Source organism: Pseudomonas sp. BO3-4 (genome assembly GCF_034044115.1).
Lineage (GTDB): Bacteria > Pseudomonadota > Gammaproteobacteria > Pseudomonadales > Pseudomonadaceae > Aquipseudomonas > Aquipseudomonas alloputida.
On sequence record NZ_CP139018.1, the window covers coordinates 4,768,727 to 4,792,515 of the forward strand.

Consider the following 23,789-nt stretch of genomic DNA (forward strand, 5'->3'; position numbering starts at 1 on the left):
CTGCGTTAAACTCGCGCCACTGCTGTCTGGAGTGAGCTATGCGCGACGCACTGAATACCGGCCTCATCGAATTTCTCAAGGCCTCCCCCACGCCCTTCCATGCCACCGCCAGCCTGGTCCAGCGCCTTGAGGCGGCCGGCTACAAGCGCCTGGACGAGCGCGACAGTTGGGACCCCGAGACTGGCGGCCGCTACTACGTCACCCGCAACGATTCTTCAATCATCGCCATCAAACTGGGCAAGCAGTCGCCGCTGCTCAATGGCATCCGCATGGTCGGCGCCCACACTGACAGCCCGTGCTTGCGGGTCAAGCCTCAGCCCGAACTGCAGCGCCAGGGCTTTCTGCAACTGGGCGTGGAAGTGTATGGCGGCGCGTTGCTGGCCCCCTGGTTCGACCGCGATCTGTCGCTGGCCGGCCGCGTCACCTACCGCCGTGACGGCAAGGTCGAAAGCCAGCTGATCGACTTCAAGCTGCCAATCGCGATCATCCCCAACCTGGCGATCCACCTGAACCGCACCGCCAACGAAGGCTGGGCGATCAACCCGCAGAACGAACTGCCCCCCATCCTCGCCCAAGTGGCCGGTGACGAACGCATCGACTTCCGCGCCCTGCTCACCGAGCAACTGGCCCGCGAGCACGAGCTGATCGCCGACGTGGTGCTGGACTACGAGCTGAGCTTCTATGACACGCAAGACGCCGCGCTGATAGGTCTGAATGGCGACTTCATCGCTGGCGCCCGCCTGGACAACCTGCTGTCGTGCTACGCCGGTTTGCAGGCCCTGCTGGCCGCCGACAGCGACGAAACCTGTGTGCTGGTGTGCAACGACCACGAAGAAGTCGGCAGTTGCTCGGCCTGCGGTGCCGATGGCCCGATGCTGGAGCAGACCCTGCAGCGCCTGCTGCCCGATGGCGACACCTATGTGCGCACCCTCCAGCGTTCGCTGATGGTATCGGCCGACAACGCCCACGGCGTGCACCCCAACTACGCCGACAAGCATGACGGCAACCACGGGCCGAAGCTCAACGCCGGGCCCGTGATCAAAGTGAACAACAACCAGCGCTACGCCACCAACAGCGAGACGGCCGGGTTCTTCCGCCACTTGTGCATGGCCGAGGAAGTACCGGTGCAGAGCTTTGTGGTGCGCAGCGACATGGGCTGTGGCTCGACCATCGGGCCGATCACCGCCAGCCACCTGGGTGTGCGCACGGTGGATATCGGTTTGCCGACCTTTGCCATGCACTCCATTCGCGAGCTGTGCGGCAGCCATGACCTGGCGCACCTGGTGAAGGTACTGACCGCGTTCTACCGTAGCCGCGAACTGCCGTGATGTAAGCAGGCCCGGCCTATTCGCGGCGGTTCGACGCGAATAGGCCGAGCCTGCTTACACATGCTCAAGGTCAATCACGCCTCGCTTGCCAAGCGCTATGCTTGTTACATGGCCCCACTGCAAAAGGATTGCTGTCCATGTCCCCGTTCCTGTCACTGTTCGTCCCGGTGTTCCTGTTCCTGATGCTGCTGACCATCGGCTTCAGCATGCGCGAACGCAACATCGGTGTACTGATGATGTGGGTCGGCACCTTGGGTATTTTCGGCCTCACCTGCTGGAAGATCCTCGAGAAACTGCCGACATAAACCTCTACACTCGGTCAATCGTTTGACCTGAGGTAGATTTGCCAGTGCCTGCCCTCCTGCGTTACCTGTTCCTGTTGCTTTTGCTGTTCATCGCCCCGGTACAAGCGGCGGGCTTGCCTGGCCTGCTGGGCGGCAGCGCGCCCGCGCAGCCAGAAGCCACCGAGCCGCTGGGCAAGTCGCTGGACGAGGTGATCAAGAACCTCGAAAACGACCAGCAACGGGCCAAGCTGCTGGCCGACCTGAAAAAACTGCGCGACGCCACCCGGCAATCGCAACCCAGCGTTGAACAGGGCGTGCTCGGCCTGATCGGCGGTGCCCTGCATGACTTTGAAAAACAGTTCAGCGGCGATGCCAGTCCATTCCACCGCTGGGCCGCGGAAATCGAACAAGCCCAGGCCGAACTGACCGAGCTGGTGGTGCCCGTGCACCAGTGGCCGCCAATCCTGTTCGGTTTTGCTGCAGTGATTGTCGTGTGGAGTGTGCTGGCCTACGCCTTCAACTGGGTCGGCCATCGGGTACGCCTGCGCTTTGGCCTGAGCGAAGAACTGCCACAGCACCCGCGTACCTGGGACCTGGTGCGCTTTGCCTTGCGCAAGCTCGGCCCCTGGCTGGTAGCGCTGGTGTTCACGGTGTACCTGAGTTTCGTGCTGCCGCCATCGCTGGGCAAATCCCTGGCCATGGTGCTGGCCTACGCACTGGTGGTCGGCACCTGCTTTTCGGCCATTTGCGTCATCGCCTTTTCCTTGCTGGACGGCCCACACCGCCACCGCGCCCTGCACATCCTGCGGCGCCAGGCGTTTCGCCCGTTGTGGCTGATCGGCAGCTTCGCCGCGTTTGGCGAGGCGATGAGCGATCCACGCATGCTGGTTGCCCTCGGTACCCACCTGGCCCACGCCCTGGCTACCCTGGCCAATGTGATTGCGGCACTGTGCACCGGGCTGTTCATCCTGCGCTTCCGCCGGCCGATCGCCCACCTGATCCGCAACCAGCCACTGTCGCGGCGCCTGACCCGACGCACCCTCAGCGATACCATCGAGATCCTCGGCAGCTTCTGGTTCATTCCGGCGCTGATCCTGGTGGCCATTTCGCTGTTCGCCACCTTCGTCTCCGCCGGCGACACCAGCACCGCCCTGCGGCAGTCGCTGATGTGCACGGTGCTGGTGGTGGTGTGCATGGTGCTCAACGGCCTGGTGCGCCGCCATGCCGCCAACCCCAAGCGGGCCGGCAAGCGCCAGGCGGTGTACACCGAACGCCTGCGCAACTTCGGCTACCTGCTGGTGCACCTGTTCATCTGGCTGGTGTTCATCGAGTTGGGCTTGCGCGTGTGGGGCGTGTCGATGATCAGCTTCGCCGAGGGCGACGGCCATGACATCAGCCTGCGCCTGCTGGGCCTGGCCGGCACACTGATCGTGGCCTGGCTGGTGTGGATCCTTGCCGACACCGCCGTACACCATGCCCTGGTGCGCTCGCGCCGGGGGCTGGCCAACGCCCGTGCGCAAACCATGATGCCGTTGATCCGCAACGTGATGTTCGTGGTCATCTTCATCATCGCGGTCATCGTCGCCCTGGCCAACATGGGCATGAACGTCACCCCGCTGCTGGCCGGTGCCGGTGTGATCGGCCTGGCCATCGGTTTTGGCGCGCAGTCGCTGGTGGCCGACCTGATCACCGGCCTGTTCATCATCATCGAAGATTCGCTGGCCATCGACGACTACGTGGATGTCGGCGGCCACCTGGGCACGGTGGAAGGGTTGACCATTCGTACCGTGCGCCTGCGCGACATCGACGGCATTGTGCATACCATCCCGTTCAGCGAAATCAAGAGCATCAAGAACTACTCGCGGGAGTTCGGCTACGCGATCTTCCGCGTGGCAATCCCGCACAGCATGAACATCGACCAGGCGATCACGCTGGTTCGCGAAGTGGGGCAGAAGCTGCGCAATGACCCACTGATGCGCCGCAATATCTGGTCGCCGCTGGAGCTACAGGGGGTGGAGAGCTTTGAGTCAGGGTCGGCGATCTTGCGGGCGCGGTTCAAGACCGCACCGATCAAGCAGTGGGAGGTGTCGCGGGCGTTCAACCTGGCCTTGAAGCGGCAGCTGGATGAAGCCGGGCTGGACCTGGCGACGCCGCGGTTGTCGGTGCAGGTGGTGACAGCCGGTGGGGGTGGGATGACAGAGGCCCGCTCGTAGGAGCGGGTTTACCCGCGAAGAAGGCAACACCTCATCCAGCCTGGGCCCGAATGCGGATCGCATCATGCCGCCAATACTCGAGGTCACAGTCGATCAAGTGCCCATGCTGGTCGCTGTTGACCCGGGTAATGTGCAACCCCGGGCTGCCCGCCGACACTTTCAAAGCGCTTGCCGCCTCCACCGGCAACGCTGTCGGCAGGATCTCGAAGCACACCTGCCCGTACTCGATGCCATACACCCGCCCATAAATCTCGGTCAGTGACTGCGCCAGGTCGTGTTCGAGAATGCCTGGAAAGTACCGGGGGTTCAGGTAATGCTCGGCATACAGCACCGCCCGCCCGTCAATCCGCCGTAACCGGCAGACGCGCACCACGCTGGACAACGCCGGCAGCTGCAAGCGTGCACAGATGGCCGCCGAAGCCGGCTGCAGCCTCGCCGACAGCAGTTCGGTACTGGCCACCCGCCCCTGATCGCGCACCATGGCATGGAAATGGCTGCGCTCGATGAGGTCGTAGGTCAAGCGCTGCGGCGCAACGAACCAGCCTCGGCGCTCTTCGCGGTAAATCAAGCCTTGGGCCTCCAGCTGCACCAACGCCTCACGCAGGGTAATGCGCGTGGTGTCGAACACCTCGCTGAGCCGCCGCTCGGCCGGCAGCTTGCCGCCCGGCGCCAGCAGGCCATGCTCGATCTGCTCCTGCAGGGCATGGCAGATGGCTGTTACCGCACGCGGGGGCGTCGACTGCATCGAAAGGTTACCTATCTGGACTAGTCCAGCCCCATCACAGGGCAGGTTGAGAATAGTGCAAGCCTAGGCAGGGCTGATGAACATCCTGTGACAAAGCTTGGGCCAGGCACTGCCAGAAACGCGCCAAGCCAGCAGAACCGGGGCGATTACCTGGTCTACGCTGTAGCTTCAGGGCCCTTGCCGGCCCCCTCCCTACATCAAACTGTCACGCAAGCGGCCTACCTTGGCTCAAGGTTTGCTGACCTAGACCAAAGGTGCCAGTCAAAGGCTTGCAACGGCTTTACCCAGAACAACGATCGCAAAGGCACCCACCCAAAGGAGCTTCGGATGAAAAAGTTCTTCATGGCGTCACTGCTTGGTTCGGCCATCGCGTTGTGCACCACGGCCATGGCCGCCGGCACTGACCTCAAGGCCCTGGAAGACGCCGCCCGCAAGGAAGGCACTGTCAACAGCGTGGGCATGCCCGACGCCTGGGCCAACTGGAAAGGCACCTGGGAAGACCTGGCCAGCAAGTACGGCCTCAAGCACAGCGACACCGACATGAGCTCGGCCCAGGAACTGGCCAAGTTCGAAGCCGAGAAGGACAACGCCAGCGCCGACATCGGTGACGTGGGTGCCGCCTTCGGCCCGATCGCGGTGACCAAGGGCGTCAGCCAGCCTTACAAGCCAAGCACCTGGGACCAGGTGCCGGAATGGGCCAAGGACAAGGACGGCCACTGGGCGCTGGCCTATACCGGCACCATCGCTTTCATCATCAACAAGGACCTGGTCAAGGAAGAGGAACGGCCGAAAACCTGGCATGACCTGGAAAAAGGCAAATACAAGGTCGCCATCGGTGACGTCGGCACCGCCGCCCAGGCCGCCAACGGTGTGCTGGCTGCGGCCATCGCCTACAAGGGTGACGAAACCAACGTGGCGCCGGGCCTGCAGCTGTTCACCAAGCTGGCGCAGCAGAAGCGCCTGTCGCTGGCCAACCCGACCATCCAGACACTGGAGAAGGGCGAGGTGGAAGTTGGCGTGGTGTGGGACTTCAACGGCCTGAGCTACCGTGAACAGATCGACCCAAAACGTTTTGAAGTGCTGATCCCCTCGGACGGCTCGGTGATTTCCGGCTATACCACGGTCATCAACAAGTACGCCAAGCACCCCAACGCGGCCAAGCTGACCCGTGAATACATCTTCAGCGACGCCGGGCAGATCAACCTGGCCAAGGGCCATGCGCGGCCGATCCGGGCCGAGCACCTGAAGCTGCCGGCAGATGTGCAGGCCAAGCTGCTGCCTAACGAGCAGTACGGTGCCGCCCAGCCGATCAAGAATGCCGAAGCCTGGGAAGCCACCTCGAAGAAACTGCCGCAGATGTGGCAGGAGCAGGTGATCATCGAGATGGAGTAAGGGGCTGGGCTTTGTAGCGCCTGATCCGGCCCTTTCGCGGGTAAACCCGCTCCTACACAGGGATACGCGATACCTGTAGGAGCGGGTTTACCCGCGAAGGTGCCAACGCGGTTCATGACTGGAGAAAACATGCAACACAACGTCATCCTGGTCCTGCTTGACGGCCTCAACTACCAGGTCGCCCACCATGCGATGGGCCACCTGCACGCCTACGTCGAAGCAGATCGCGCCGCGCTGTACCGCGTGGAATGCGAGCTGCCATCGCTGTCGCGGCCGCTGTATGAATGCATCCTCACCGGCGTGCCACCGATCGACAGCGGCATCGTGCACAACAACATCAACCGCTTGTCCAACCAACGCAGCGTGTTTCACTACGCCCGCGAGGCCAACCTGGGCACCGCAGCGGCGGCTTATCACTGGATGAGCGAGCTGTACAACCGCTCGCCCTTCGACCCGCAGCGTGACCGCCACACCCACGCGCCGAAGCTGCCGATCCAGCACGGGCTGTTCTACTGGGACGACCGCTACCCCGATTCGCACCTTCTGGCCGATGGCGAGTACCTGCGCCGCCGTCACGCCCCCAACTTCCTGCTGGTGCACCCGATGAGCGTTGACGACGTGGGTCACCGCCACGGCCTGGACAGCAGCCAGTATCGCAACGCTGCGCGCAGCGTCGACATCCTGCTGGCCGACTACCTGCCTGGCTGGCTCGAAGAGGGCTATCAGGTATTGGTCACCGCCGACCACGGCATGAACAACGACCGCTCGCACAACGGCCTGCTGGCTGAAGAACGTGAAGTGCCGCTGTTCGTCTTCGGCGACGCCTTCAGCCTGGACCCGGCCGCCAAACCGCTGCAAACCGAACTGTGCGGCACCATCTGCGAGCTGCTGGGCGCCGCGCACGACAAGACGGTTTGCCGGGAGTTGCTGAAGTGAATGGCGGCATGCGTGGCCGCTACCTGGCCCTGCTCTGCCTGCTGCCGTTCGCCGTGTTTTTCGTCATTTTCCAGGTCGCCCCGCTGGCCTGGGTGGCGATCAACAGCCTGCAATCGGAGGCCGGCTGGGGCATCGACAACTTCAGCAAGGTGTTCGCCTCCAAGTTCTACCTGCAGGCGTTGCAACGCAGCCTGGAAATCAGCTTCTGGTCGAGCGTGTTCGGCATCGTCATCGCTACCCTCGGCGCCTACTCGCTGCGCCAGGTGGACTCGAAGCTGCGCGACTTCGTCAGCGCCTTCGCCAACATGACCAGCAACTTTGCCGGCGTACCGCTGGCCTTTGCCTTCATCATCCTGCTTGGCTTCAACGGCGCGCTGACGCTGCTGCTGAAGCAGGTCGGCCTGCTGGAAGACTTCAGTATCTATTCCAAAAGCGGGTTGATCCTGGTGTACACCTACTTCCAGATCCCGCTGGGCGTATTGCTGCTGTACCCCGCCTTCGACGCCCTGCGCGAAGACTGGCGCGAGTCAGCCGCGCTGCTGGGCGCCAACCACTGGCAGTACTGGCGACACATCGGCCTGCCGGTGCTGGCCCCGGCACTGCTGGGCACCTTCGTCATCCTGCTGGCCAACGCCCTGGGCGCCTACGCCACCGTGTACGCACTGACCACCGGCAACTTCAACGTACTGCCGATCCGCATCGCCGGCCTGGTGGCGGGCGACATCAGCCTCGATCCGAACCTGGCCAGCGCCCTGGCGATGGTGCTGGTGGGGCTGATGACGCTGGTCACGGTGGTGCATCAATGGCTGCTGAAAAGGAGCTACCATGCGCGCTGACATCCGCTCAGGCGGCTGGTACCACCGCCTCGTGGTCTACCTGCTGTTCCTGATCCTGCTGCTGCCCCTGGCCGGCACCCTGCTCTACTCGCTGGCCACCAGCTGGTCGGCAAGCCTGCTGCCCAGTGGCCTGACCCTGAAGTGGTATGCGGCGCTGTGGAGCGAGCCGCGTTTCCTTGCCGCGTTCGGCCAGTCGCTGCTGGTGTGCGTAGGCGCACTGCTGCTGTCGGTGGTGCTGATCTTGCCACTGCTGTTCGTGGTGCATTACCACTTCCCGCGGCTCGACGCGCTGATGAACATCCTCATCCTGCTGCCATTCGCGGTCCCGCCGGTGGTGTCGTCGGTGGGGCTGCTGCAGCTGTATGGCAGCGGGCCGATGGCCATGGTCGGCACACCGTGGATCCTGATCGGCTGCTACTTCACCATCGCCCTGCCGTTCATGTACCGGGCCATCACCAACAACCTGCAGGCCATCAACCTGCGCGACCTGATGGACGCCGCGCAGTTGCTCGGCGCCAGCACCTGGCAGGCCGCACTGCTGGTGGTGCTGCCGAACCTGCGCCAGGGCCTGATGGTGGCAGTGCTGCTGTCGTTCTCGTTCCTGTTCGGCGAATTCGTGTTTGCCAACCTGCTGGTCGGTACCCGCTACGAGACCCTGCAGGTGTACCTGAACAACATGCGCAACAGCAGCGGCCACTTCAACAGCGCGCTGGTCATCTCCTACTTCGCCTTCGTGCTGGTACTGACCTGGGTCGCCAACCGCCTGAACAAGGACAAGACCTGACATGAGCTTCGTCAGCGTACAGAAACTGCAGAAAAGCTACGCCGGCAGCCCGGTGTTCGAGCGCATCGACTGCCACATCGAACGCGGCGAATTCGTCACCCTGCTCGGCCCGTCCGGCTGCGGCAAGTCCACCCTGCTGCGCTGCATTGCCGGGCTAACCTCGGTGGACAGCGGGCAGATACTGCTCGACGGCCACGACATCGTGCCGCTAAGCCCGCAAAAGCGTGGCATCGGCATGGTGTTCCAGAGCTACGCGCTGTTCCCTAACATGACCGTGGAGCAGAATGTCGCCTTCGGCCTGCGCATGCAGAAGGTCAAGGCCGATGAAAGCCAGCTGCGGGTACGCGAGGTGCTGGAGTTGGTGGAGCTGGGCACGTTCGCCGGGCGCTACCCGCACCAGCTTTCCGGTGGCCAGTGCCAGCGCGTGGCCCTGGCACGCTCACTGGTCACCCGCCCGCGCCTGCTGCTGCTCGACGAACCGTTGTCGGCGCTGGATGCGCGTATCCGCAAGCACCTGCGCGAGCAGATTCGCGCCATCCAGCGCGAACTGGGGCTGACCACCATATTCGTCACTCACGATCAGGAGGAAGCGCTGACCATGTCCGACCGCATCTTCCTGATGAACCAGGGGCGCATTGTCCAGAGTGGCGATGCCGAAACCCTCTACACCGCCCCCGTGGACCTGTTTGCCGCCGGTTTCATCGGCAATTACAACCTGCTCGACGCCGACAGCGCCAGCCGCCTGCTGCAGCGCCCGGTGGCCAGCCGCCTGGCGATCCGCCCAGAGTCGATCACCCTAGGCGTGCACGGCGAGCTGGACGCCGAGGTGCGCAGCCACAGCCTGCTGGGCAACGTGATCCGCTACCGGGTGCGGGTGCGCGACGTGGAGCTGGTGGTCGATGTGCTCAACCGCTCGCCGGCCGACTTGCATGCGGACGGAAAACGGGTAAGCGTGTCGATCGACCCCACTGCGCTGCGGGAAGTGGCTTAAGGAGACTCAACACAATGGCACTGGCAATTTTCGATCTGGATGAAACCCTGATCCACGGCGACTGCGCATCACTGTGGAGCGAGCAGATGGCCCGGCTGGGCTGGGTCGACGGCAAGGATTTCCTGCGCCGCGACCATGAACTGATGGAAGCCTATGGCAGGGGCCACCTGCAGATGGAGGACTACATGGCCTTCAGCCTGGAGCCGATTGCCGGGCGTACCCTGGAAGAAGTCGAGCACCTGGTGGCACCGTGGGTCGAAGAAGTGATCGAACCGATCATCTACGGTGACGCCTGCCGCTGCATTGCCGAGCACCGCAAGCGTGGGGATCGCATCCTGATCATTTCCGCTTCGGGGACGCACCTGGTCGGGCCGATTGCCGCGAGACTGGGCGTGGATGAATACCTGGCCATTGAGCTGGAGGCAGTGAACGGGGTGTACACCGGCAAGACCCACGGGGTGCTGACCTATCGTGAGGGCAAGATCACGCGGTTGCTGGAATGGCTGGATCAGGAGCAGGAGAACCTGGAGGGCGCGAGTTTCTATTCCGATTCGAGGAATGACTTGCCGTTGTTGTTGAGAGTGGATCACCCGCATGTGGTGAACCCGGATGCGGTGTTGCGCGAGCATGCCGAGATCAATGGGTGGCCGATTCTGAGCTGGAGCTGAAGGTTTTTATGGGCTGTGCCGGCCCCTTCGCGGGTAAACCCGCTCCTACATCGCACAGTGTGCAAATTATGGCGATCCCGATGTAGGAGCGGGTTTACCCGCGAAGGGGCCAGGCCTGCTTACACCAGGCTAGGGTCGATCACCATCACCAGCTTGCCCGACACCTGGTTGGTCTCCAGCTCGGCATACGCCGCCTGGGCAAACTCCACCGGGTAGGTATCGACCAGCTGCGGCGACAACCGCCCCTCGGCGAACAGCGGCCATACTTGCTGCTGCAGTTCGCGCAGCAGCTCGGCCTTGAAGCCGTCATCACGGTTGCGCAGGGTGGAACCGGTAATTTCCAGACGCTTGCCCAGCACTTGGGCCAGGTCCAGCTCGAACTTGCGTCCGCCCATCAGCCCGATGATCACCCAGCGCCCGTCACGGGCCAGCAGCTTGAGGTTCAGCTCACCGTAGCTGGCGCCGACCGGGTCGAGAATCACATCGAACGGGCCGAAACCTTCCAGCGCGTCCAGGTTCTCGTTACGTACCACACCCCCCGCAGCGCCCAGCGCCTGGCAGTAGGCCAGGCGGTCCTGCGAACCGACGCTGACCCATACCGGGCTGCCGAACGCCTTGCACAGCTGGATGGCGGCCGAGCCAACGCCACTGGCGCCGGCGTGCACCAGCACCTTCTCGCCAGCCTTCACTGCACCGAGCTGGAAGATGTTCAGCCAGGCGGTGGCATACACCTCCGGCAACGCTGCCGCCTCATGCAGGCCAAGGCCTTCGGGTACCGCCAATACGTGACGGGCATCGACCACCACTTCCTCGGCCATGGCGCCGCTGGCCAGCAGGGCGCAAACGCGGTCACCCACGCGCCAGGCGGCACCAGCCCCCACCTCTTCAACCACCCCGGAACACTCCAGCCCCATGTATGGGCTGGCACCTGGTGGTGGCGGGTACAACCCTTTCATCTGCAGCAGGTCGGCGCGGTTCAGCCCCGCAGCGGCCACGCGAATGCGCACTTGGCCCGCGTCACAGGTCGGGCGTTCGGCCTCGACCCACTCCACATGTCCGTCAACGCCTTGCAATGCCTTCACAGTGCCTCCATAGTTGAATCATGACTGGGCCTGAGGTCGCTTACCTCAGGCCTTTTGCAGTATTTGCCCGGCTCCATGGAACCGGCAACGGAAAAGACGGCCTACTATGCGTGATCAATTGCCTCCACGTCGAATCAGCATGAAGCATTTCCTTCCAAGCACCGCACTGGCTGTGATGATCGGCCTGGGCAGCCTCACGCTCGGCGGCAATGCGGCGGCCGCCAACAAGTGGGACAGCCTGCAGCCGGACCGCGACGAGATCGTCGCCAGCCTCAACGTGGTGGAATTGCTCAAGCGCCACCACTACAGCAAGCCGCCCCTGGACGATGCCCGTTCGGTCATTATCTACGACAGCTACATCAAGCTGCTGGACCCGGCGCGCAGCTACTTCACCGCTGCCGACATTGCCGAATTCGATAAATGGAAAACGCAATTCGACGATTTCCTCAAGAGTGGCAACCTGGACCCGGGCTTCACCATCTACAAGCGCTACCTCGACCGCGTCAAGCAACGCCTGGACTTCGCCCTGGCTGAACTGAACAAGGGCGTGGACAAGATTGACTTCACCACCAAGGAAACCTTGCTGATCGACCGCAAGGATGCGCCGTGGATGAAGAACCAGGCCGAGCTCGACGACTTGTGGCGCAAACGCGTGAAAGACGAAGTGCTGCGCCAAAAGATCGCCGGTAAGGAACCCAAGCAGATCCAGGAAACCCTGATCAAGCGCTACAAGAACCAGCTCGCGCGCCTGGACCAAACCCGTGCCGAGGACATCTTCCAGGCCTACATCAACACCTTCGCCCAGTCCTACGACCCACACACCAACTACCTGTCGCCGGACAACGCCGAAAACTTCGACATCAACATGAGCCTGTCGCTCGAAGGCATTGGTGCAGTGCTGCAAAGCGACAACGACCAGGTCAAGATCGTGCGCCTGGTGCCAGCAGGCCCGGCAGCCAAGACCAAGCAGGTGGCCCCGGCTGACAAGATCATCGGCGTGGCCCAGGGCAACAAGGAAATGGTCGACGTGGTGGGCTGGCGCCTGGACGAAGTGGTCAAGCTGATCCGCGGCCCGAAAGGCTCGGTGGTGCGCCTGGAAATCATCCCGGCCAGCAATGCGCCTAGCGACCAGACCAGCAAAATTGTGTCGATCACCCGTGAAGCGGTGAAGCTTGAAGAACAGGCGGCGAAGAAGTCGGTGCTCAAGCTCAAGCAGGACGGGCGTGACTACAAGCTGGGCATCATCGAGATCCCGGCCTTCTACCTGGACTTCAAGGCCTACCGCGCTGGCGACCCGGAGTACAAGAGCACCACGCGTGACGTGAAGAAGCTGCTCACCGAGCTGCAGAAAGAGAAAGTCGACGGCGTGGTCATCGACCTGCGCAACAACGGCGGCGGCTCGCTGCAGGAAGCCACCGAGCTGACCAGCCTGTTCATCGAGAAAGGCCCGACCGTGCTGGTACGCAACAGCGACGGCCGCGTCGACGTGCTGGAAGACGAAAACCCGGGGGCCTTCTACAAGGGCCCGCTGGCACTGCTGGTCAACCGCCTGTCGGCCTCGGCATCGGAGATCTTCGCCGGTGCCATGCAGGACTACCACCGCGCGCTGATCATCGGTGGCCAGACCTTCGGCAAAGGCACCGTGCAGACCATCCAGCCGCTCAACCATGGCGAGCTGAAGCTGACCCTGGCCAAGTTCTACCGGGTTTCCGGGCAGAGTACCCAGCATCAGGGGGTGCTGCCGGACATCGACTACCCCTCGATCATCGACACCAAGGAAATCGGCGAGAGCGCCCTGCCAGAGGCCATGCCGTGGGACACCATCCGCCCGGTGGTCAAGCCTGCGGCCGATCCGTTCAGGCCGTTCCTGGCCCAGCTCAAGGCGCAACATGAGGCGCGCAGCGACAAGGATGCCGAGTTCACCTACATCCGCGACCGCCTGGCCCTGACCCAGAAGCTGATGAACGAGAAAACCGTCAGCCTCAACGAGCAGGAACGCCGCGCACGCCACGACAGCGTCGAGGCCAAGCAACTGGCGCTGGAAAACACCCGCCGTAAGGCCAAGGGTGAAGAACCGCTGAAGGAACTGAAGAAAGAGGACGAAGACGCTCTGCCGGTCGAGGATGAAAATACCAAGCCGGAAGACGACGCTTACCTCGCGGAAACCGGTCGCATCCTGATCGACTACCTCAGTGCCAGCACCAAGGTGGCCAAGAAGTAAGGCACCTCAGCAATGATGGCAGAATAATGCGACCTGTCATCAAACAGTCATCGCGCTGTCGTGAAATATGAGGGCCGGGCATGCAGATGCCCGGCCCTCATTTTTCAGGAATCCATCATGACCGTTGCCGAACAGCTCAGTGCCTTGAGTGCCATCCTGGCTCAACGCCGTATTCACAGTCTGTTCCAGCCAATCATGTGCCTGAGTGAACATAGGGTGTTTGGCCATGAGGCGCTGAGCCGTGGCCCATCCAATAGCCCGCTGCATGCGCCGCTCAACCTGTTCACCATCGCCCGCCAGGCCGGCCGCCTGACCGAGTTGGAAGCCGCTTGCCGAGAAAGCGCCTGCCGACGCTTCAGCGAGCAGCAACTGCAGGGCAAACTGTTTCTCAACATCTCACCCGAATCGCTGCTGGAGCCGCACTACCCCTCTGGCCTGACCCTGAAACTGCTCGAACAGGTTGGCCTGCCGCCCAACCGGGTGGTGATCGAGTTGACCGAGCACACGCCCACCGACGACTTCCAGCTGCTGTCCAATGCCGTGCACCACTATCGCGACATGGGCTTCTCGATTGCCCTCGACGATCTGGGCGCGGGCTATTCCAGCCTGCGCCTGTGGTCGGAGCTGCGCCCCGAGTACGTGAAGATCGACCGGCACTTCATTGACGGCATCCACCGTGACCCGCTCAAACGCGAGTTTGTAGGCTCTATCTTGCAGATTGCCCGGGCATCGAAGGCACAGGTGATTGCCGAGGGCATCGAGCTGGCGGAAGAGCTGGCGGTGCTGGTGGAGATGGGCGTGGACCTGGTGCAGGGTTATTTGCTAGGGCGGCCACAGGAGATGGGGGTACGCGACAGCGGGCTTTTACCAGCACTGACGCAGGTGCCACTCGCTGAACAACCGACAGTGCACTTGAATGCCACGATCGGGCAGCTGCTGGAGCTGTTTGGCCGATACCAGCACTTGGAGGCATTGGAAGTGGTGGATGCCGATGGCAGGGGGTGCGGGTTGATTCACAGGGATGCGCTGCCTGTGCCGGCCTCTTCGCGGGTGAACCCGCTCCTACAACAGCCTGATTCCAACCCCCGATGTGTGGCCACCACCGTGGTAGGAGCGGGTTTACCCGCGAATACGGTAGCGGCAGCAACGGTGAACGGCGGGTAGAGATTGGCCAGCAGGCCCGGCCCTTTCGCGGGTGAACCCGCTCCTACAACAGCCTGATTCCAACCCCCGATGTGTGGCCACCACCGTGGTAGGAGCGGGTTTACCCGCGAATACGGTAGCGGCAGCAACGGTGAACGGCGGGTGGGGATTGGCCAGCAGGCCCGGCCCTTTCGCGGGTGAACCCGCTCCTACAACAGCCTGATTCCAACCCCCGATGTGTGGCCACCACCGTGGTAGGAGCGGGTTTACCCGCGAATACGGTAGCGGCGGCAACGGTGAACGGCGGGTGGAAATTGGCCAGCAGGCCCTGCCCTTTCGTTCAGGGTCACCACCTGTAGCGAACAGGCTGGAATGGGTAACGCTTCAGGCCGTTTCGGGATAGCTGTACTCGAACACCCGAACCACCTCAGAAGCATGCCACGAGGCAGCCTCCATGCCATCGACCGGCCCGGTAAACCGCCCCAGGCGCTCGACACACTCAAAGAAGCCAGTTCGCGGCAAACGGCTGGCGCCTTGGCTGATCACCAGCGAACTGCGCAATGGCTGCTCGGCACGGGCATCCAGCACCGCCAGGTATTCCAGCGCGGCAGTCAGCGTCTGCATGGCCGGGCTGGGTAGCTGCAAGCGCTCGATCAGCGCTCGGTATGTCAGCAAGTGACGTTGACGACGGGCCAGGTCAAGCTCGCCCAGCAGGTTATCCCAGTGCTGACGGCTGATCCTGACCTGGCTCATGATGGCTCGCTCCAGCCAGCCACCCCCAGATGCCAGGCCAGGGCGCGGCGGATGGCAGCATCTGGCTGGCGTTCCCCCGATTCGATCATGGCCAGATACGCCGGGCTCACCCCGACATTGCGCGCCAGTTGCTCCGGGGCAATGCCCTTGGCCTGGCGAATCTGGGCGACTTCGCTGAAGGCTGGCAGGGGCGCACTGGCAGCAACGCCCTGCGCCTCACTGGAAACCGCCTCGGCAGGTGCCTGCCCTGCCGCGCGGAGCAACGCCTGGTATTGCTCCCAGGGAACGACGGCGTACTCGGGCTGACCGTCCCGGCTGATGACCTGAATACCCATTACAAACCCCTTTAAAAAGGATTACAGCATGTAATCCGTAGGCATAACCCTTATGCCAATTATATTACCAACTCCGAGGTCTGTGCAGTTGAGGTGAGATTCAGGCCGGTTTCATTACCTGTTGCGCTCCAGCCGCAGCGCTTCCGGGGTAGCCGGCAGGCGCTCGACCACGCGTAGCCGCTCGGGTGCCTGGCTATCGCGCCAGGCCTTGAAGCGCGCCAATTCGTCGGCCACGGTTTTCAGCACCCAGCCCAAGACCGCGATGTCATCAAGGAAACCCACCCCCAGCAACCAGTCCGGGATGGCATCGATGGGGCTGACGAAATACAGCAGGCCAGCCACGACAGTGACCAGAGCCTTGGGGCTGATGGCGCGGTATTCCCCCCTCCACCAGGCCAGGCACAGCGACTGCAGCAGCTTCACATCTTCACGCAGTTGGCCGAGGCGCGGGCCTTTGCGCGCCACCGCAAACAACAAGGCCGGCAAACGACCGCGGCTGAGCAGGCGCTCGGCCAATGGCAGGAAACGGGCAAAATTCCAGGGTGCGCTCATGGAGCCTCCGAGAGGAAAAGGTTATCCACATTTATTGTGGATAACCTTGTGAACAGGGCGACGTTTCCGACCCCAGGTGCCTGCCAGGCAAGGGGCCCGGTCAGATCGGGCGTTTTTTACACAGTCGTTTCACGCCATGACTACCTGCGCCGCAAACGATTTGCGTCAGAAACATCCTACTTCTTCACGCTGCATTTCCTCGGACAGTATCAGCTGTTGCAGGTTCGTCCAATCGGCACAAACGAAAACGCCCCAACAATGTGGGGCGTTTTCCGACAACCAGCCAATGTTACTGGGCAGGTGCTTCTTCAGGGGCTTCGGCCTGCGGCTCGGCACCTTGCAACTGGGCCGGATCCTTGATGGCGATCAGTTCCAGGTCGAACACCAGTACCGAGTTGGCCGGGATCAGCGGGCTTGGGCTTTGTGCGCCATAGGCCAGTTCAGCCGGGATGAACAACTTGTACTTTTCGCCGACGTGCATCAGCTGCAAACCTTCGACCCAACCTGGGATCACACCGCTGACCGGCAGGTCGATCGGGCTGCCACGCTCGACGGAGCTGTCGAAGACCTTGCCATCGATCAGCTTGCCTTCGTAGTGGACAGTGACCACGTCAGTCGGTTTGGGCTGCGGGCCGTCGGCCTTCTTGACCACTTCGTACTGCAGGCCCGAGGCAGTGGTAACCACGCCTGGTTTCTTGGCGTTTTCTTCGAGGAATTTCTTGCCGGCGGAGGCGGCTTCTTCGCTGGCCTTGGCCAGGCGCTCCTCGGCGCGTTTCTGCAATGCGGTGAAGGCCTCTACCAGCTCTTCGTCCTTGATGCGTTGTTCTTTCTTGCTAACGGCGTCTTCGATGCCGAGGGCGACTGCTTTCGAATCAAGGTCTTCCATGCCTTCCTGAGCCAGGCTCTTGCCCATGTTCAGGCCGATACCGTAGGAGGCTTTCTGCGCCGGAGTCTTCAGCTCGGGGCTGCTGGCTTGTTGATCGCAGCCAGCCAGTACCAGGCCTACCAGGGCAACCGCAGCCGCCAAACGATGCTGTTTCATGCTATTTCCTTGTTCATGCGCCATGAGGGCAATCAGGGTAAAGCCGCGAGCTTATCAGGCGGCCATGACCAATGGCTACCGGCATAGGAGCGGGTTTTCGTAAGGAAGTTCAGTCATTAAAAGCTTCTTCATCGAAGCTTTACAGCCATTGGCCAGTATTGACCCTTTGTGCCGGGTTTGCCGGGCTTTTGTGGCTTTTTATTTCTGCAGGTTCTGAGGTCGGAAACATCGGGGTGATCGGCGCTTTTCACAGGGGCTAAAACAGGTCAGGGAGCCCCCGAAAACCTCAAGGATACCGACCCTCTCGATATTCCCCCGCCACCTCCCGCAGCACCTCTCCCACCCACTGGCCCGGCAAACTCAACGGCAAGGCGGCATTGCGGCAAATCCCCACCGACCCTCCCGGCTCGCGCCCCCCCAGGTCAAGCTCGACCAGTTCGCCACGGCGCAGGTCGAGCAGCACGGCATCACGCGGCGCCACCCACAGGCCATCGCTGCCCAGCAGGTAGCGCCGGCTCAGGGCAAGCGACAGGGTTTCCAGGCGCTGCGCCGGCATCTGGATGCCGCATTGCACGAACAGGCTGTCGGCGTGCTGGCGGATGGTGGTGCCAGCGGGTGGCAGCACCAGCGGGTAACGCCCCACCTGTCCCCGCTCCACGGGCGTGCTGGCCAGCAGCGGGTGACCCGGGCGCACCACCAGGCTCATCGACTCGCTGTACAGGTGCTCGAACGACAACCCCTGGATTTGCGGACTGTCGGTCATGCGCCCCACCACCAGTTCCAGCTCCCCCAGGTGAAGCTGGCCAAGCAACTGCGCGCTGACCCCGGTGACCACGCTGATCACCAGCGCTTCATGGCGCTGATGCAGGCGGCACAGCACCTCAGGCATGAGCAGGCCTTCGACCGTGGACAGCACGCCGATGCGCACCTGCGACGGCGCCCGCGCTTCACCGCGCAGGCTGCTGACGCCATCGCGCAGCGCCTGCACGCTGGGCCCGGCGTAACGCATGAAGCGGGTGCCGGCCGGGGTCAGCTCGACACCCTGGCGGCTGCGCTCGAACAGGCGCGCCTCGAGCAGGTCCTCAAGCTCCTTGAGGGTCTTGGAAATCGCCGGCTGGCTGATCGACAGGCTATCGGCCGCCCTGGCCAGGCTGCCCTGCCGGGCAATCTCCAGGAAGCACAGCAGGTGGCGGTATTTGATGCGGGTGTCGAGGTTCATGGCAGCAAGCTTACCGCATCGCTACCTGCGGCGTATCCGGGTCGCGTTGCTGGCGGCGGAACTGGCCAGGTGGCAGGCCGTGGATCTGGCGGAAACGTCGAGAGAAGTAGGCTTCGTCGGCAAAGCCACAAAGCCGCGCCACCTCGCCCACCGGGCGGCTGCCGTTGAGCAGGTAGTTGCGTGCGGCGTGCATGCGCCGCTCCAGCACCAGCTCGCTGAAGGTCTTGCCGATTTCCTTGCGCAGCCAGTGGGTCAGGTAGGTCGGCGACAGGTAGGTGGCGGCGGCGACTTTCTGCAGGTTCAGGTCGGGGTCGTCGATATGCCGGCGCAGGTAGTCGCTCATGCGGCCCAGCGCAGCACGGCGGCTGAGCTGGGCAGCGTTGCTGTCGGCCAGTTCGCGCAGCGGCTCGGCGTACAGGCCGCAGACCTGGCCGATCAGCTGCAGCAACAGGCCCTTGAGCATTTCGCGGGTGCCGAAGCGGCGGTTGGCATCCAGTTCACGCAAGCGATCGAGGATTTGCCGCGCCTGGGCAAAGTCGGCTTCACCCAGGCAAAAGTCGAGATGCTCCTGAAAGCGGAACGGCGACAGCTCTGGCGCCTGCAGGATCGACACTTCCTCCAGGTCCATCGGGTCGCAGGCCAGGTGCGGCAGCAGGAACGTTTGGGAGAAATTGATCACCACGAAGTCGCTGTCCGCCGGATGTGGGATCACGTGCACCCGGTGCGGCAGGATGAAAGCCAAGGTGTTGCGCCTGAACGGGCGCTGCACGCTACCGATGTGTTGCACCGTGTCGCCGCCTAAATTGACCTGGATCTGAAAATACTCGTGACGGTGCGGCGCGGTCTCGGCGGGGCGCCCGCGCTGGTCGCGGATGTAGAAATCCATCAGCTCGCTGCGCTGCTGCATGACGTAGGTCGGAACCTCGCGCTTGGGGGGCATTGGGTTGGCTCCAGTCTTCAAGGATGGCGCTGTCTGGCCCCTTCACGGGCGAGGCCGCGAAGAGACCAGGGGCAGACACAACAAGTTGTACGATGTCTAAAGTCATCAAATTAAACCTGTCTGCAAAAACTCGCGCAACCCTAACCGTCCACAACCCGCTGGGAATGCGACATACAGCTGAAAATACGCGCAAAACCCCACCTTCTGATTTTCTTGGACAGCACAGCCCTACCCCGCCTTCAGCGAAAAAAACGGTCTAAAACCGCCGTTGCATTCGATGCGTCGTACGACCACTGTAGAAAAGGGACTGCAGCCCAACCTCTACCAACAACAACAAACGAGGTCGACTCATGTCGAGCACGCCTACCCCCCGCGCCGCGTCGTCGTACGCGCTGGACGCGGCCCCTGCCCAGCGCCTGCCCTCCCGCCGCCGCTGGTTCATGCTGTCGCTGCTGCTGGTGGCGACCATCATCAACTATGTCGACCGGGTGAACATTTCCATCGCAGCGCCGTTCATGGCCAAGGACCTAGGCCTGGACAAGGTCGAGATGGGCCTGATCTTCTCCGCCTTCGCCTGGACCTACGCATTGGCACTGGTGCCGGCCGGCTTCATCGCCGACCGCTTCGGCTCGCGCCTGACCTACGGCGTGTCGCTGATCAGCTGGTCGGCAGTCACCGTGGCCCAGGGCCTGGCCAGCGGCTTCGCCTCACTGTTCGGCCTGCGCCTGGCGGTCGGCGCCATGGAGGCCCCGGCTTTCCCGGCCAACAGCCGTGCGGTCACGGTGTGGTTCCCCGCCCGCGAGCGCGGGATGGCCAGCAGCATCTACGTATGTGGCCAGTACCTGGGCACCGCGCTGTTCACCGGCGCGCTACTGTGGCTGGCGACCACCTATGACTGGCGCCACGTGTTCTACAGCACCGGCCTGGTGGGCATCCTGTTCGGCGTCGTGTGGCTGGTGCTGTACCGCGACCCGCTGAACTGCAAGAAGGTCAGCAAGGAGGAACTGGCCTACATCGAGAACGGCGGTGGCCTGGTGAAGAGCAGCCAGCAACGTACCCGCTTCGACTGGCGCCAGGTTGCCGAGCTGTTCCGCTATCGCCAGATCTGGGCGATCTGCCTGGGCAAGTTCGCCAGCACCTCGGCACTGTACTTCTTCCTTACCTGGTTCCCCACCTACCTGATCGAAGAACGCCAGCTGACGCTGATCAAGGTCGGCATCTTCGCGGTCATGCCGTTCATTGGTGCCACGGTCGGCATCCTCCTGGCGGGCATTGTCTCCGACCTCCTGATCCGCAAGGGCTACTCGCTGTCGTTTGCCCGCAAGCTGCCGCTGGTGGTGGGCTCGATGCTGGGGATGTCGATCGTGCTGGTGAACTTCACCGACTCCAATGTGCTGTGCATCGCCGTGCTGACCCTGGCGTTCTTCGCCCAGGGCATCGCCTCGTCGTCGTGGGCTGCCGTGTCGGAAGTGGCGCCAAAGGAGCTGATCGGCCTGACCGGCGGCATCACCAGCCTGGCGGCGAACATCGGCGGCATCGTCACACCGATCGTGATCGGCGCCATCGTGCACGCCAGTGGCTCGTTCGCCATGGCGTTCTGGTTCATCGGCGGCGTGGCGTTGATGGGCACGCTGTCTTACTCGCTGCTGCTTGGGAAGCTGTATCGCATCGAGCTGAAAACAACTGCTTGAGATTGCACTGCCTGTGCTAGCGATTGGGCCGGTACAGGTTACTTGGATAATCCAACCCAACCCCGCTTTCGTCCAACTTTGCCGGCCAGCCGCTGGATACGCTGGCCACTCCAGTACGGAGGATCCACCCATGACCTACCTGTTCAACCCGCCGGCCATCGTCAGCCTGCCGATCCGCGGCAGCGATGCGCGCTTCCCCGTCGGCCGGGTGTTCTGCCTCGGCCGCAACTACCCGTGGCCGGAATCCTACGGCGCGGCGCCGCAGGAGCCGGTGTTTTTCATGAAGCCGGCGAGCAACGTCGTCGAGGCATCGGGCGAGCTGCCCTTCCCGCCGCAGACCGAGGAGTTCTGCCATGAAATCGAGCTGGTCGCGGCCATTGCCAAGGGCGGTGCCGACATTGCCCCGGAACACGCCCTGGAGCACGTGTTCGGCTTTGCCGCCGGCCTGGACATGACCCGTCGCGATCACCAGCGCAAGGCCAAGGCCGAGGGCCTGCCGTGGGAAGGCGCCAAGGTGTTCGAGGCTTCGGCACCGATGACCGCCATCGTCCCCGCCAGCGAATGCGACTGGCCGCTGGATACGTCGCTGTGGCTGCAGGTCAATGGCGAGGAGCGCCAGCGTGCCCACCTGAGCCAGCAGACCTGGGCATTGGCCGAAGTGATCAGCCGGCTGTCACGCCAGCTGCCGCTGCGCCCGGGCGACCTGATCATGACCGGCAGCCCGCCCGGCGTGGCCCCGCTGAAACCGGGAGACACGATACACGCCGGCATCGACGGTATCGGCGAACTGCACCTGCGTGTCGGCCCCCGCCCTGCCGGGCAAACAGCCAACGCAGCCTGAACCTGACGGAGACCCGACATGACCCAGAACAAGAAAATCGCCCTGGTCACCGGTGCCGGTAGCGGCATCGGCCGCGCCGTCGCCCTCGCCCTGCTGGATGACGGCTTCAGCCTGGTGCTCGCCGGGCGCCGCGCCGCCCCCCTGCAAGCCGTGGTTGCACAGGCGCTGGCAGCAGGCGGTGAGGCGCTGGCCGTGCCCACCGATGTACGCGACGAGCAGAGCGTCGCGCAGCTGTTCGCCACCATCGAAGAAGTGCACGGCCGGCTCGATGTGATCTTCAACAATGCCGGCATCAACGCGCCCGCCGTGCCGGTGGACGAGCTGCCGCTGGAGAACTGGCGCAACGTCATCGCCACCAACGTCGACGGGGTGTTCCTGTGCGCCCGCGCTGCCTTCGGCCTGATGCGCCGCCAGCAACCGCAAGGTGGGCGAATCATCAACAACGGCTCGATCTCGGCGCACACCCCACGCCCGTTCACTGCACCCTACACGGCCAGCAAGCATGCGGTGCTTGGCCTGACCAAGGCGCTGGCGCTGGATGGCCGGCCGTACAACATCGTGTGTAGCCAGGTGGACATCGGTAACGCCCTGACCGAGTTGTCCGAGCGCATGACCCGGGGGGTACGCCAGGCCAATGGCGAGATCGCAGCCGAGCCGATGCTGGACGTGCGCCATGTGGCCGATGCAGTGCGCTACATCGCGGCGCTGCCGCTCGACGCCAACGTACTGAACATGACCGTGATGGCCAGCAACATGCCGTTCGTTGGCCGTGGCTGATCCCTGTTTATGATGGAGTGACCGATGAAACCCGAAGTCCTGCAACTGAGCCCTATCCTGATCCCGCAGATCCGTGAGCGCCTGGAACAGCTGTTCACCGTACACCGCTACTACGAACAGGTCGACAAGGAGGCCTACGTCAGCCAGCATGCCGGCAATATTCGCGGCGTGATCACCGGCGGCCACACCGGTATCAGCCAGGCGCTGATGGCACGCTTGCCCCACCTTGAAGTGATCGCGGTCAATGGTGTCGGTACCGACGCGGTAGACCTGGCCTATGCTCGCGATCGTGGCATCCAGGTGACGGCAACCATCGGTGCCCTCACCGAGGACGTCGCCGATCTTGCGATTGGCCTGCTGATCGGCTTGTGCCGGGGTATCTGCACCGGTGACCGCTTCGTTCGCGCCGGCCATTGGGCCACCAGTGCCACGCCGCTGGCACCGTTGCCACTGGCTCGGCAGGTGTCGGGCATGCGCGTGGGCATCGTCGGCATGGGGCGCGTCGGCCGCGCAGTCGCGCAGCGGGCGGCAGCCTTCGGTTGCCCGATCCGCTACACCGATCTCCAGGCGCTGGATGTGCCCTACGGGTTCGAGGCAGATCTGCTGCAGTTGGCCAAGGACAGCGATGCGCTGATCCTCGCAGCGGCGGCTGACAAGGGCGAGGCGCTGATCAATCGCGACGTGCTGCGGGCGTTGGGCGCCGAGGGGTATCTGATCAATATCGCACGCGGCAAGCTGGTGGATGAACCCGCGTTGGTCGCGGCATTGCAGGCCGGCGAGATCGCTGGCGCGGCGCTGGATGTGTTTGCCGATGAACCGCGAGCGCCCGAGGCGTTGTTCGAGCGCGAAGATGTAGTCCTGCAACCGCATCGAGCCAGTGCCACGGTACAGACACGCACGCGCATGGGCGAGATGGTGGTAGCCAGCCTGGTGGATGTGTTTGCCGGGCGCACGCCGCAGGGGTTGGTTATTTAGTCGGCTTGTGCCGGCCTCTTTGCGGGCAAGCCCGCTCCCAC

At 63.3% G+C, this 23,789-nt stretch carries 23 protein-coding genes; 15 read left to right on the plus strand and 8 right to left on the minus strand.

Annotation, left to right across the window (positions count from 1 at the left end; genetic code table 11):
- The first annotated feature begins 38 nt into the window (after positions 1–38).
- From REH59_RS21880 to REH59_RS21890, 3 genes are all read left to right on the plus strand, one after another.
- Complete coding sequence (locus REH59_RS21880) at positions 39–1,328, plus strand: M18 family aminopeptidase (protein ID WP_012053413.1); 1,290 nt, start codon at positions 39–41, stop codon at positions 1,326–1,328.
- 137 nt (positions 1,329–1,465) lie between these two features.
- Positions 1,466–1,633, plus strand: a complete 168-nt coding sequence (locus REH59_RS21885; protein ID WP_003252566.1) for a hypothetical protein — start codon at positions 1,466–1,468, stop codon at positions 1,631–1,633.
- A gap of 44 nt (positions 1,634–1,677) precedes the next feature.
- Positions 1,678–3,825: a mechanosensitive ion channel family protein gene (locus tag REH59_RS21890; protein ID WP_014860249.1), complete on the plus strand. Its 2,148-nt coding sequence runs from the start codon at positions 1,678–1,680 to the stop codon at positions 3,823–3,825.
- Positions 3,826–3,856: 31 nt separating this feature from the next.
- On the opposite strand, the gene REH59_RS21895 is transcribed toward REH59_RS21890, so the two are convergent.
- Positions 3,857–4,570: a UTRA domain-containing protein gene (locus REH59_RS21895; protein ID WP_003252562.1), complete on the minus strand. Its 714-nt coding sequence runs from the start codon at positions 4,568–4,570 to the stop codon at positions 3,857–3,859.
- 327 nt (positions 4,571–4,897) lie between these two features.
- On the opposite strand from REH59_RS21895, the gene REH59_RS21900 reads away from it, so the two are divergent.
- The 6 genes from REH59_RS21900 to REH59_RS21925 all read left to right on the plus strand — a co-directional run bounded on the left by REH59_RS21900 (position 4,898) and on the right by REH59_RS21925 (position 10,177).
- Positions 4,898–5,962 carry an ABC transporter substrate-binding protein gene (locus REH59_RS21900; protein ID WP_014860248.1) on the plus strand — a complete coding sequence of 355 codons (1,065 nt, stop codon included), beginning with the start codon at positions 4,898–4,900 and terminating at the stop codon, positions 5,960–5,962.
- Between the two features lie 129 nt (positions 5,963–6,091).
- The gene (locus REH59_RS21905) at positions 6,092–6,898 is read left to right on the plus strand and encodes an alkaline phosphatase family protein (RefSeq protein ID WP_003252558.1); all 807 of its coding nucleotides are present in this window, start codon (positions 6,092–6,094) and stop codon (positions 6,896–6,898) included.
- An 8-nt stretch (positions 6,899–6,906) separates the two neighbouring features.
- Complete coding sequence (locus REH59_RS21910; RefSeq protein ID WP_012053417.1) at positions 6,907–7,734, plus strand: ABC transporter permease; 828 nt, start codon at positions 6,907–6,909, stop codon at positions 7,732–7,734.
- On the plus strand, positions 7,724–8,518 hold the full coding sequence (locus REH59_RS21915; RefSeq protein ID WP_003252553.1) for an ABC transporter permease: 795 nt from the start codon (positions 7,724–7,726) through the stop codon (positions 8,516–8,518). The genes REH59_RS21910 and REH59_RS21915 overlap by 11 nt, the downstream gene beginning before the upstream one ends.
- Before the next feature lies 1 nt (position 8,519).
- Positions 8,520–9,509, plus strand: a complete 990-nt coding sequence (locus REH59_RS21920) for an ABC transporter ATP-binding protein (protein WP_014860247.1) — start codon at positions 8,520–8,522, stop codon at positions 9,507–9,509.
- Between the two features lie 14 nt (positions 9,510–9,523).
- The gene (locus REH59_RS21925) at positions 9,524–10,177 is read left to right on the plus strand and encodes an HAD family hydrolase (RefSeq protein WP_003252546.1); all 654 of its coding nucleotides are present in this window, start codon (positions 9,524–9,526) and stop codon (positions 10,175–10,177) included.
- A gap of 119 nt (positions 10,178–10,296) precedes the next feature.
- On the opposite strand, the gene REH59_RS21930 is transcribed toward REH59_RS21925, so the two are convergent.
- Positions 10,297–11,259, minus strand: coding sequence for an NAD(P)H-quinone oxidoreductase (locus REH59_RS21930; RefSeq protein ID WP_014860246.1), 963 nt, complete (start codon positions 11,257–11,259; stop codon positions 10,297–10,299).
- A 139-nt stretch (positions 11,260–11,398) separates the two neighbouring features.
- Here REH59_RS21930 and REH59_RS21935 point away from each other — a divergent pair, with 139 nt between their 5' ends.
- Both REH59_RS21935 and REH59_RS21940 read left to right on the plus strand, forming a co-directional pair.
- Positions 11,399–13,480, plus strand: coding sequence for a carboxy terminal-processing peptidase (locus REH59_RS21935; RefSeq protein WP_162996144.1), 2,082 nt, complete (start codon positions 11,399–11,401; stop codon positions 13,478–13,480).
- A gap of 117 nt (positions 13,481–13,597) precedes the next feature.
- Positions 13,598–14,644 (plus strand): EAL domain-containing protein, encoded by a 1,047-nt coding sequence (locus tag REH59_RS21940; protein WP_265536534.1) that lies wholly within the window; start codon positions 13,598–13,600, stop codon positions 14,642–14,644.
- Positions 14,645–15,007: 363 nt separating this feature from the next.
- On the opposite strand, the gene REH59_RS21945 is transcribed toward REH59_RS21940, so the two are convergent.
- The 6 genes from REH59_RS21945 to REH59_RS21970 form a co-directional block, all read right to left on the minus strand.
- Positions 15,008–15,376: a hypothetical protein gene (locus tag REH59_RS21945; protein WP_003252539.1), complete on the minus strand. Its 369-nt coding sequence runs from the start codon at positions 15,374–15,376 to the stop codon at positions 15,008–15,010.
- Positions 15,373–15,711 (minus strand): helix-turn-helix domain-containing protein, encoded by a 339-nt coding sequence (locus tag REH59_RS21950; protein WP_003252538.1) that lies wholly within the window; start codon positions 15,709–15,711, stop codon positions 15,373–15,375. Before REH59_RS21950 ends, REH59_RS21945 begins: the two co-directional genes overlap by 4 nt.
- Before the next feature lie 114 nt (positions 15,712–15,825).
- On the minus strand, positions 15,826–16,263 hold the full coding sequence (locus REH59_RS21955; RefSeq protein ID WP_003252536.1) for a YkvA family protein: 438 nt from the start codon (positions 16,261–16,263) through the stop codon (positions 15,826–15,828).
- A 289-nt stretch (positions 16,264–16,552) separates the two neighbouring features.
- Positions 16,553–17,305, minus strand: coding sequence for an FKBP-type peptidyl-prolyl cis-trans isomerase (locus tag REH59_RS21960; protein WP_003252534.1), 753 nt, complete (start codon positions 17,303–17,305; stop codon positions 16,553–16,555).
- A gap of 286 nt (positions 17,306–17,591) precedes the next feature.
- Positions 17,592–18,524, minus strand: a complete 933-nt coding sequence (pcaQ, locus tag REH59_RS21965; RefSeq protein WP_014861548.1) for a pca operon transcription factor PcaQ — start codon at positions 18,522–18,524, stop codon at positions 17,592–17,594.
- Between the two features lie 10 nt (positions 18,525–18,534).
- Positions 18,535–19,464, minus strand: a complete 930-nt coding sequence (locus REH59_RS21970; protein WP_017147889.1) for a helix-turn-helix transcriptional regulator — start codon at positions 19,462–19,464, stop codon at positions 18,535–18,537.
- Positions 19,465–19,814: 350 nt separating this feature from the next.
- Between REH59_RS21970 and REH59_RS21975 the strand changes: the two genes are divergently transcribed.
- From REH59_RS21975 to REH59_RS21990, 4 genes are all read left to right on the plus strand, one after another.
- Positions 19,815–21,155 (plus strand): MFS transporter, encoded by a 1,341-nt coding sequence (locus REH59_RS21975; protein WP_014861546.1) that lies wholly within the window; start codon positions 19,815–19,817, stop codon positions 21,153–21,155.
- 130 nt (positions 21,156–21,285) lie between these two features.
- Positions 21,286–21,996, plus strand: a complete 711-nt coding sequence (locus tag REH59_RS21980; protein ID WP_014861545.1) for a fumarylacetoacetate hydrolase family protein — start codon at positions 21,286–21,288, stop codon at positions 21,994–21,996.
- An 18-nt stretch (positions 21,997–22,014) separates the two neighbouring features.
- Entirely contained in the window at positions 22,015–22,773 is a 759-nt protein-coding gene (locus REH59_RS21985) for an SDR family oxidoreductase (protein ID WP_014861544.1), read from the plus strand.
- A gap of 24 nt (positions 22,774–22,797) precedes the next feature.
- Positions 22,798–23,748, plus strand: coding sequence for a 2-hydroxyacid dehydrogenase (locus tag REH59_RS21990; protein ID WP_014861543.1), 951 nt, complete (start codon positions 22,798–22,800; stop codon positions 23,746–23,748).
- Positions 23,749–23,789: the final 41 nt, after the last annotated feature.

Excerpts from the sequence above, each read along its gene's own strand:
- REH59_RS21880 (WP_012053413.1), top strand. The coding sequence starts at position 39 with ATGCGCGACGCACTGAATACCGGCCTCATCGAATTTCTCAAGGCCTCC.
- REH59_RS21885 (WP_003252566.1), top strand. The coding sequence starts at position 1,466 with ATGTCCCCGTTCCTGTCACTGTTCGTCCCGGTGTTCCTGTTCCTGATG.
- REH59_RS21895 (WP_003252562.1), bottom strand. The coding sequence starts at position 4,570 with ATGCAGTCGACGCCCCCGCGTGCGGTAACAGCCATCTGCCATGCCCTG.
- REH59_RS21900 (WP_014860248.1), top strand. The coding sequence starts at position 4,898 with ATGAAAAAGTTCTTCATGGCGTCACTGCTTGGTTCGGCCATCGCGTTG.
- REH59_RS21905 (WP_003252558.1), top strand. The coding sequence starts at position 6,092 with ATGCAACACAACGTCATCCTGGTCCTGCTTGACGGCCTCAACTACCAG.
- REH59_RS21910 (WP_012053417.1), top strand. The coding sequence starts at position 6,907 with ATGCGTGGCCGCTACCTGGCCCTGCTCTGCCTGCTGCCGTTCGCCGTG.
- REH59_RS21915 (WP_003252553.1), top strand. The coding sequence starts at position 7,724 with ATGCGCGCTGACATCCGCTCAGGCGGCTGGTACCACCGCCTCGTGGTC.
- REH59_RS21920 (WP_014860247.1), top strand. The coding sequence starts at position 8,520 with ATGAGCTTCGTCAGCGTACAGAAACTGCAGAAAAGCTACGCCGGCAGC.
- REH59_RS21925 (WP_003252546.1), top strand. The coding sequence starts at position 9,524 with ATGGCACTGGCAATTTTCGATCTGGATGAAACCCTGATCCACGGCGAC.
- REH59_RS21935 (WP_162996144.1), top strand. The coding sequence starts at position 11,399 with ATGAAGCATTTCCTTCCAAGCACCGCACTGGCTGTGATGATCGGCCTG.
- REH59_RS21940 (WP_265536534.1), top strand. The coding sequence starts at position 13,598 with ATGACCGTTGCCGAACAGCTCAGTGCCTTGAGTGCCATCCTGGCTCAA.
- REH59_RS21945 (WP_003252539.1), bottom strand. The coding sequence starts at position 15,376 with ATGAGCCAGGTCAGGATCAGCCGTCAGCACTGGGATAACCTGCTGGGC.
- REH59_RS21950 (WP_003252538.1), bottom strand. The coding sequence starts at position 15,711 with ATGGGTATTCAGGTCATCAGCCGGGACGGTCAGCCCGAGTACGCCGTC.
- REH59_RS21955 (WP_003252536.1), bottom strand. The coding sequence starts at position 16,263 with ATGAGCGCACCCTGGAATTTTGCCCGTTTCCTGCCATTGGCCGAGCGC.
- REH59_RS21960 (WP_003252534.1), bottom strand. The coding sequence starts at position 17,305 with ATGAAACAGCATCGTTTGGCGGCTGCGGTTGCCCTGGTAGGCCTGGTA.
- pcaQ (WP_014861548.1), bottom strand. The coding sequence starts at position 18,524 with ATGAACCTCGACACCCGCATCAAATACCGCCACCTGCTGTGCTTCCTG.
- REH59_RS21970 (WP_017147889.1), bottom strand. The coding sequence starts at position 19,464 with ATGCCCCCCAAGCGCGAGGTTCCGACCTACGTCATGCAGCAGCGCAGC.
- REH59_RS21975 (WP_014861546.1), top strand. The coding sequence starts at position 19,815 with ATGTCGAGCACGCCTACCCCCCGCGCCGCGTCGTCGTACGCGCTGGAC.
- REH59_RS21980 (WP_014861545.1), top strand. The coding sequence starts at position 21,286 with ATGACCTACCTGTTCAACCCGCCGGCCATCGTCAGCCTGCCGATCCGC.
- REH59_RS21985 (WP_014861544.1), top strand. The coding sequence starts at position 22,015 with ATGACCCAGAACAAGAAAATCGCCCTGGTCACCGGTGCCGGTAGCGGC.
- REH59_RS21990 (WP_014861543.1), top strand. The coding sequence starts at position 22,798 with ATGAAACCCGAAGTCCTGCAACTGAGCCCTATCCTGATCCCGCAGATC.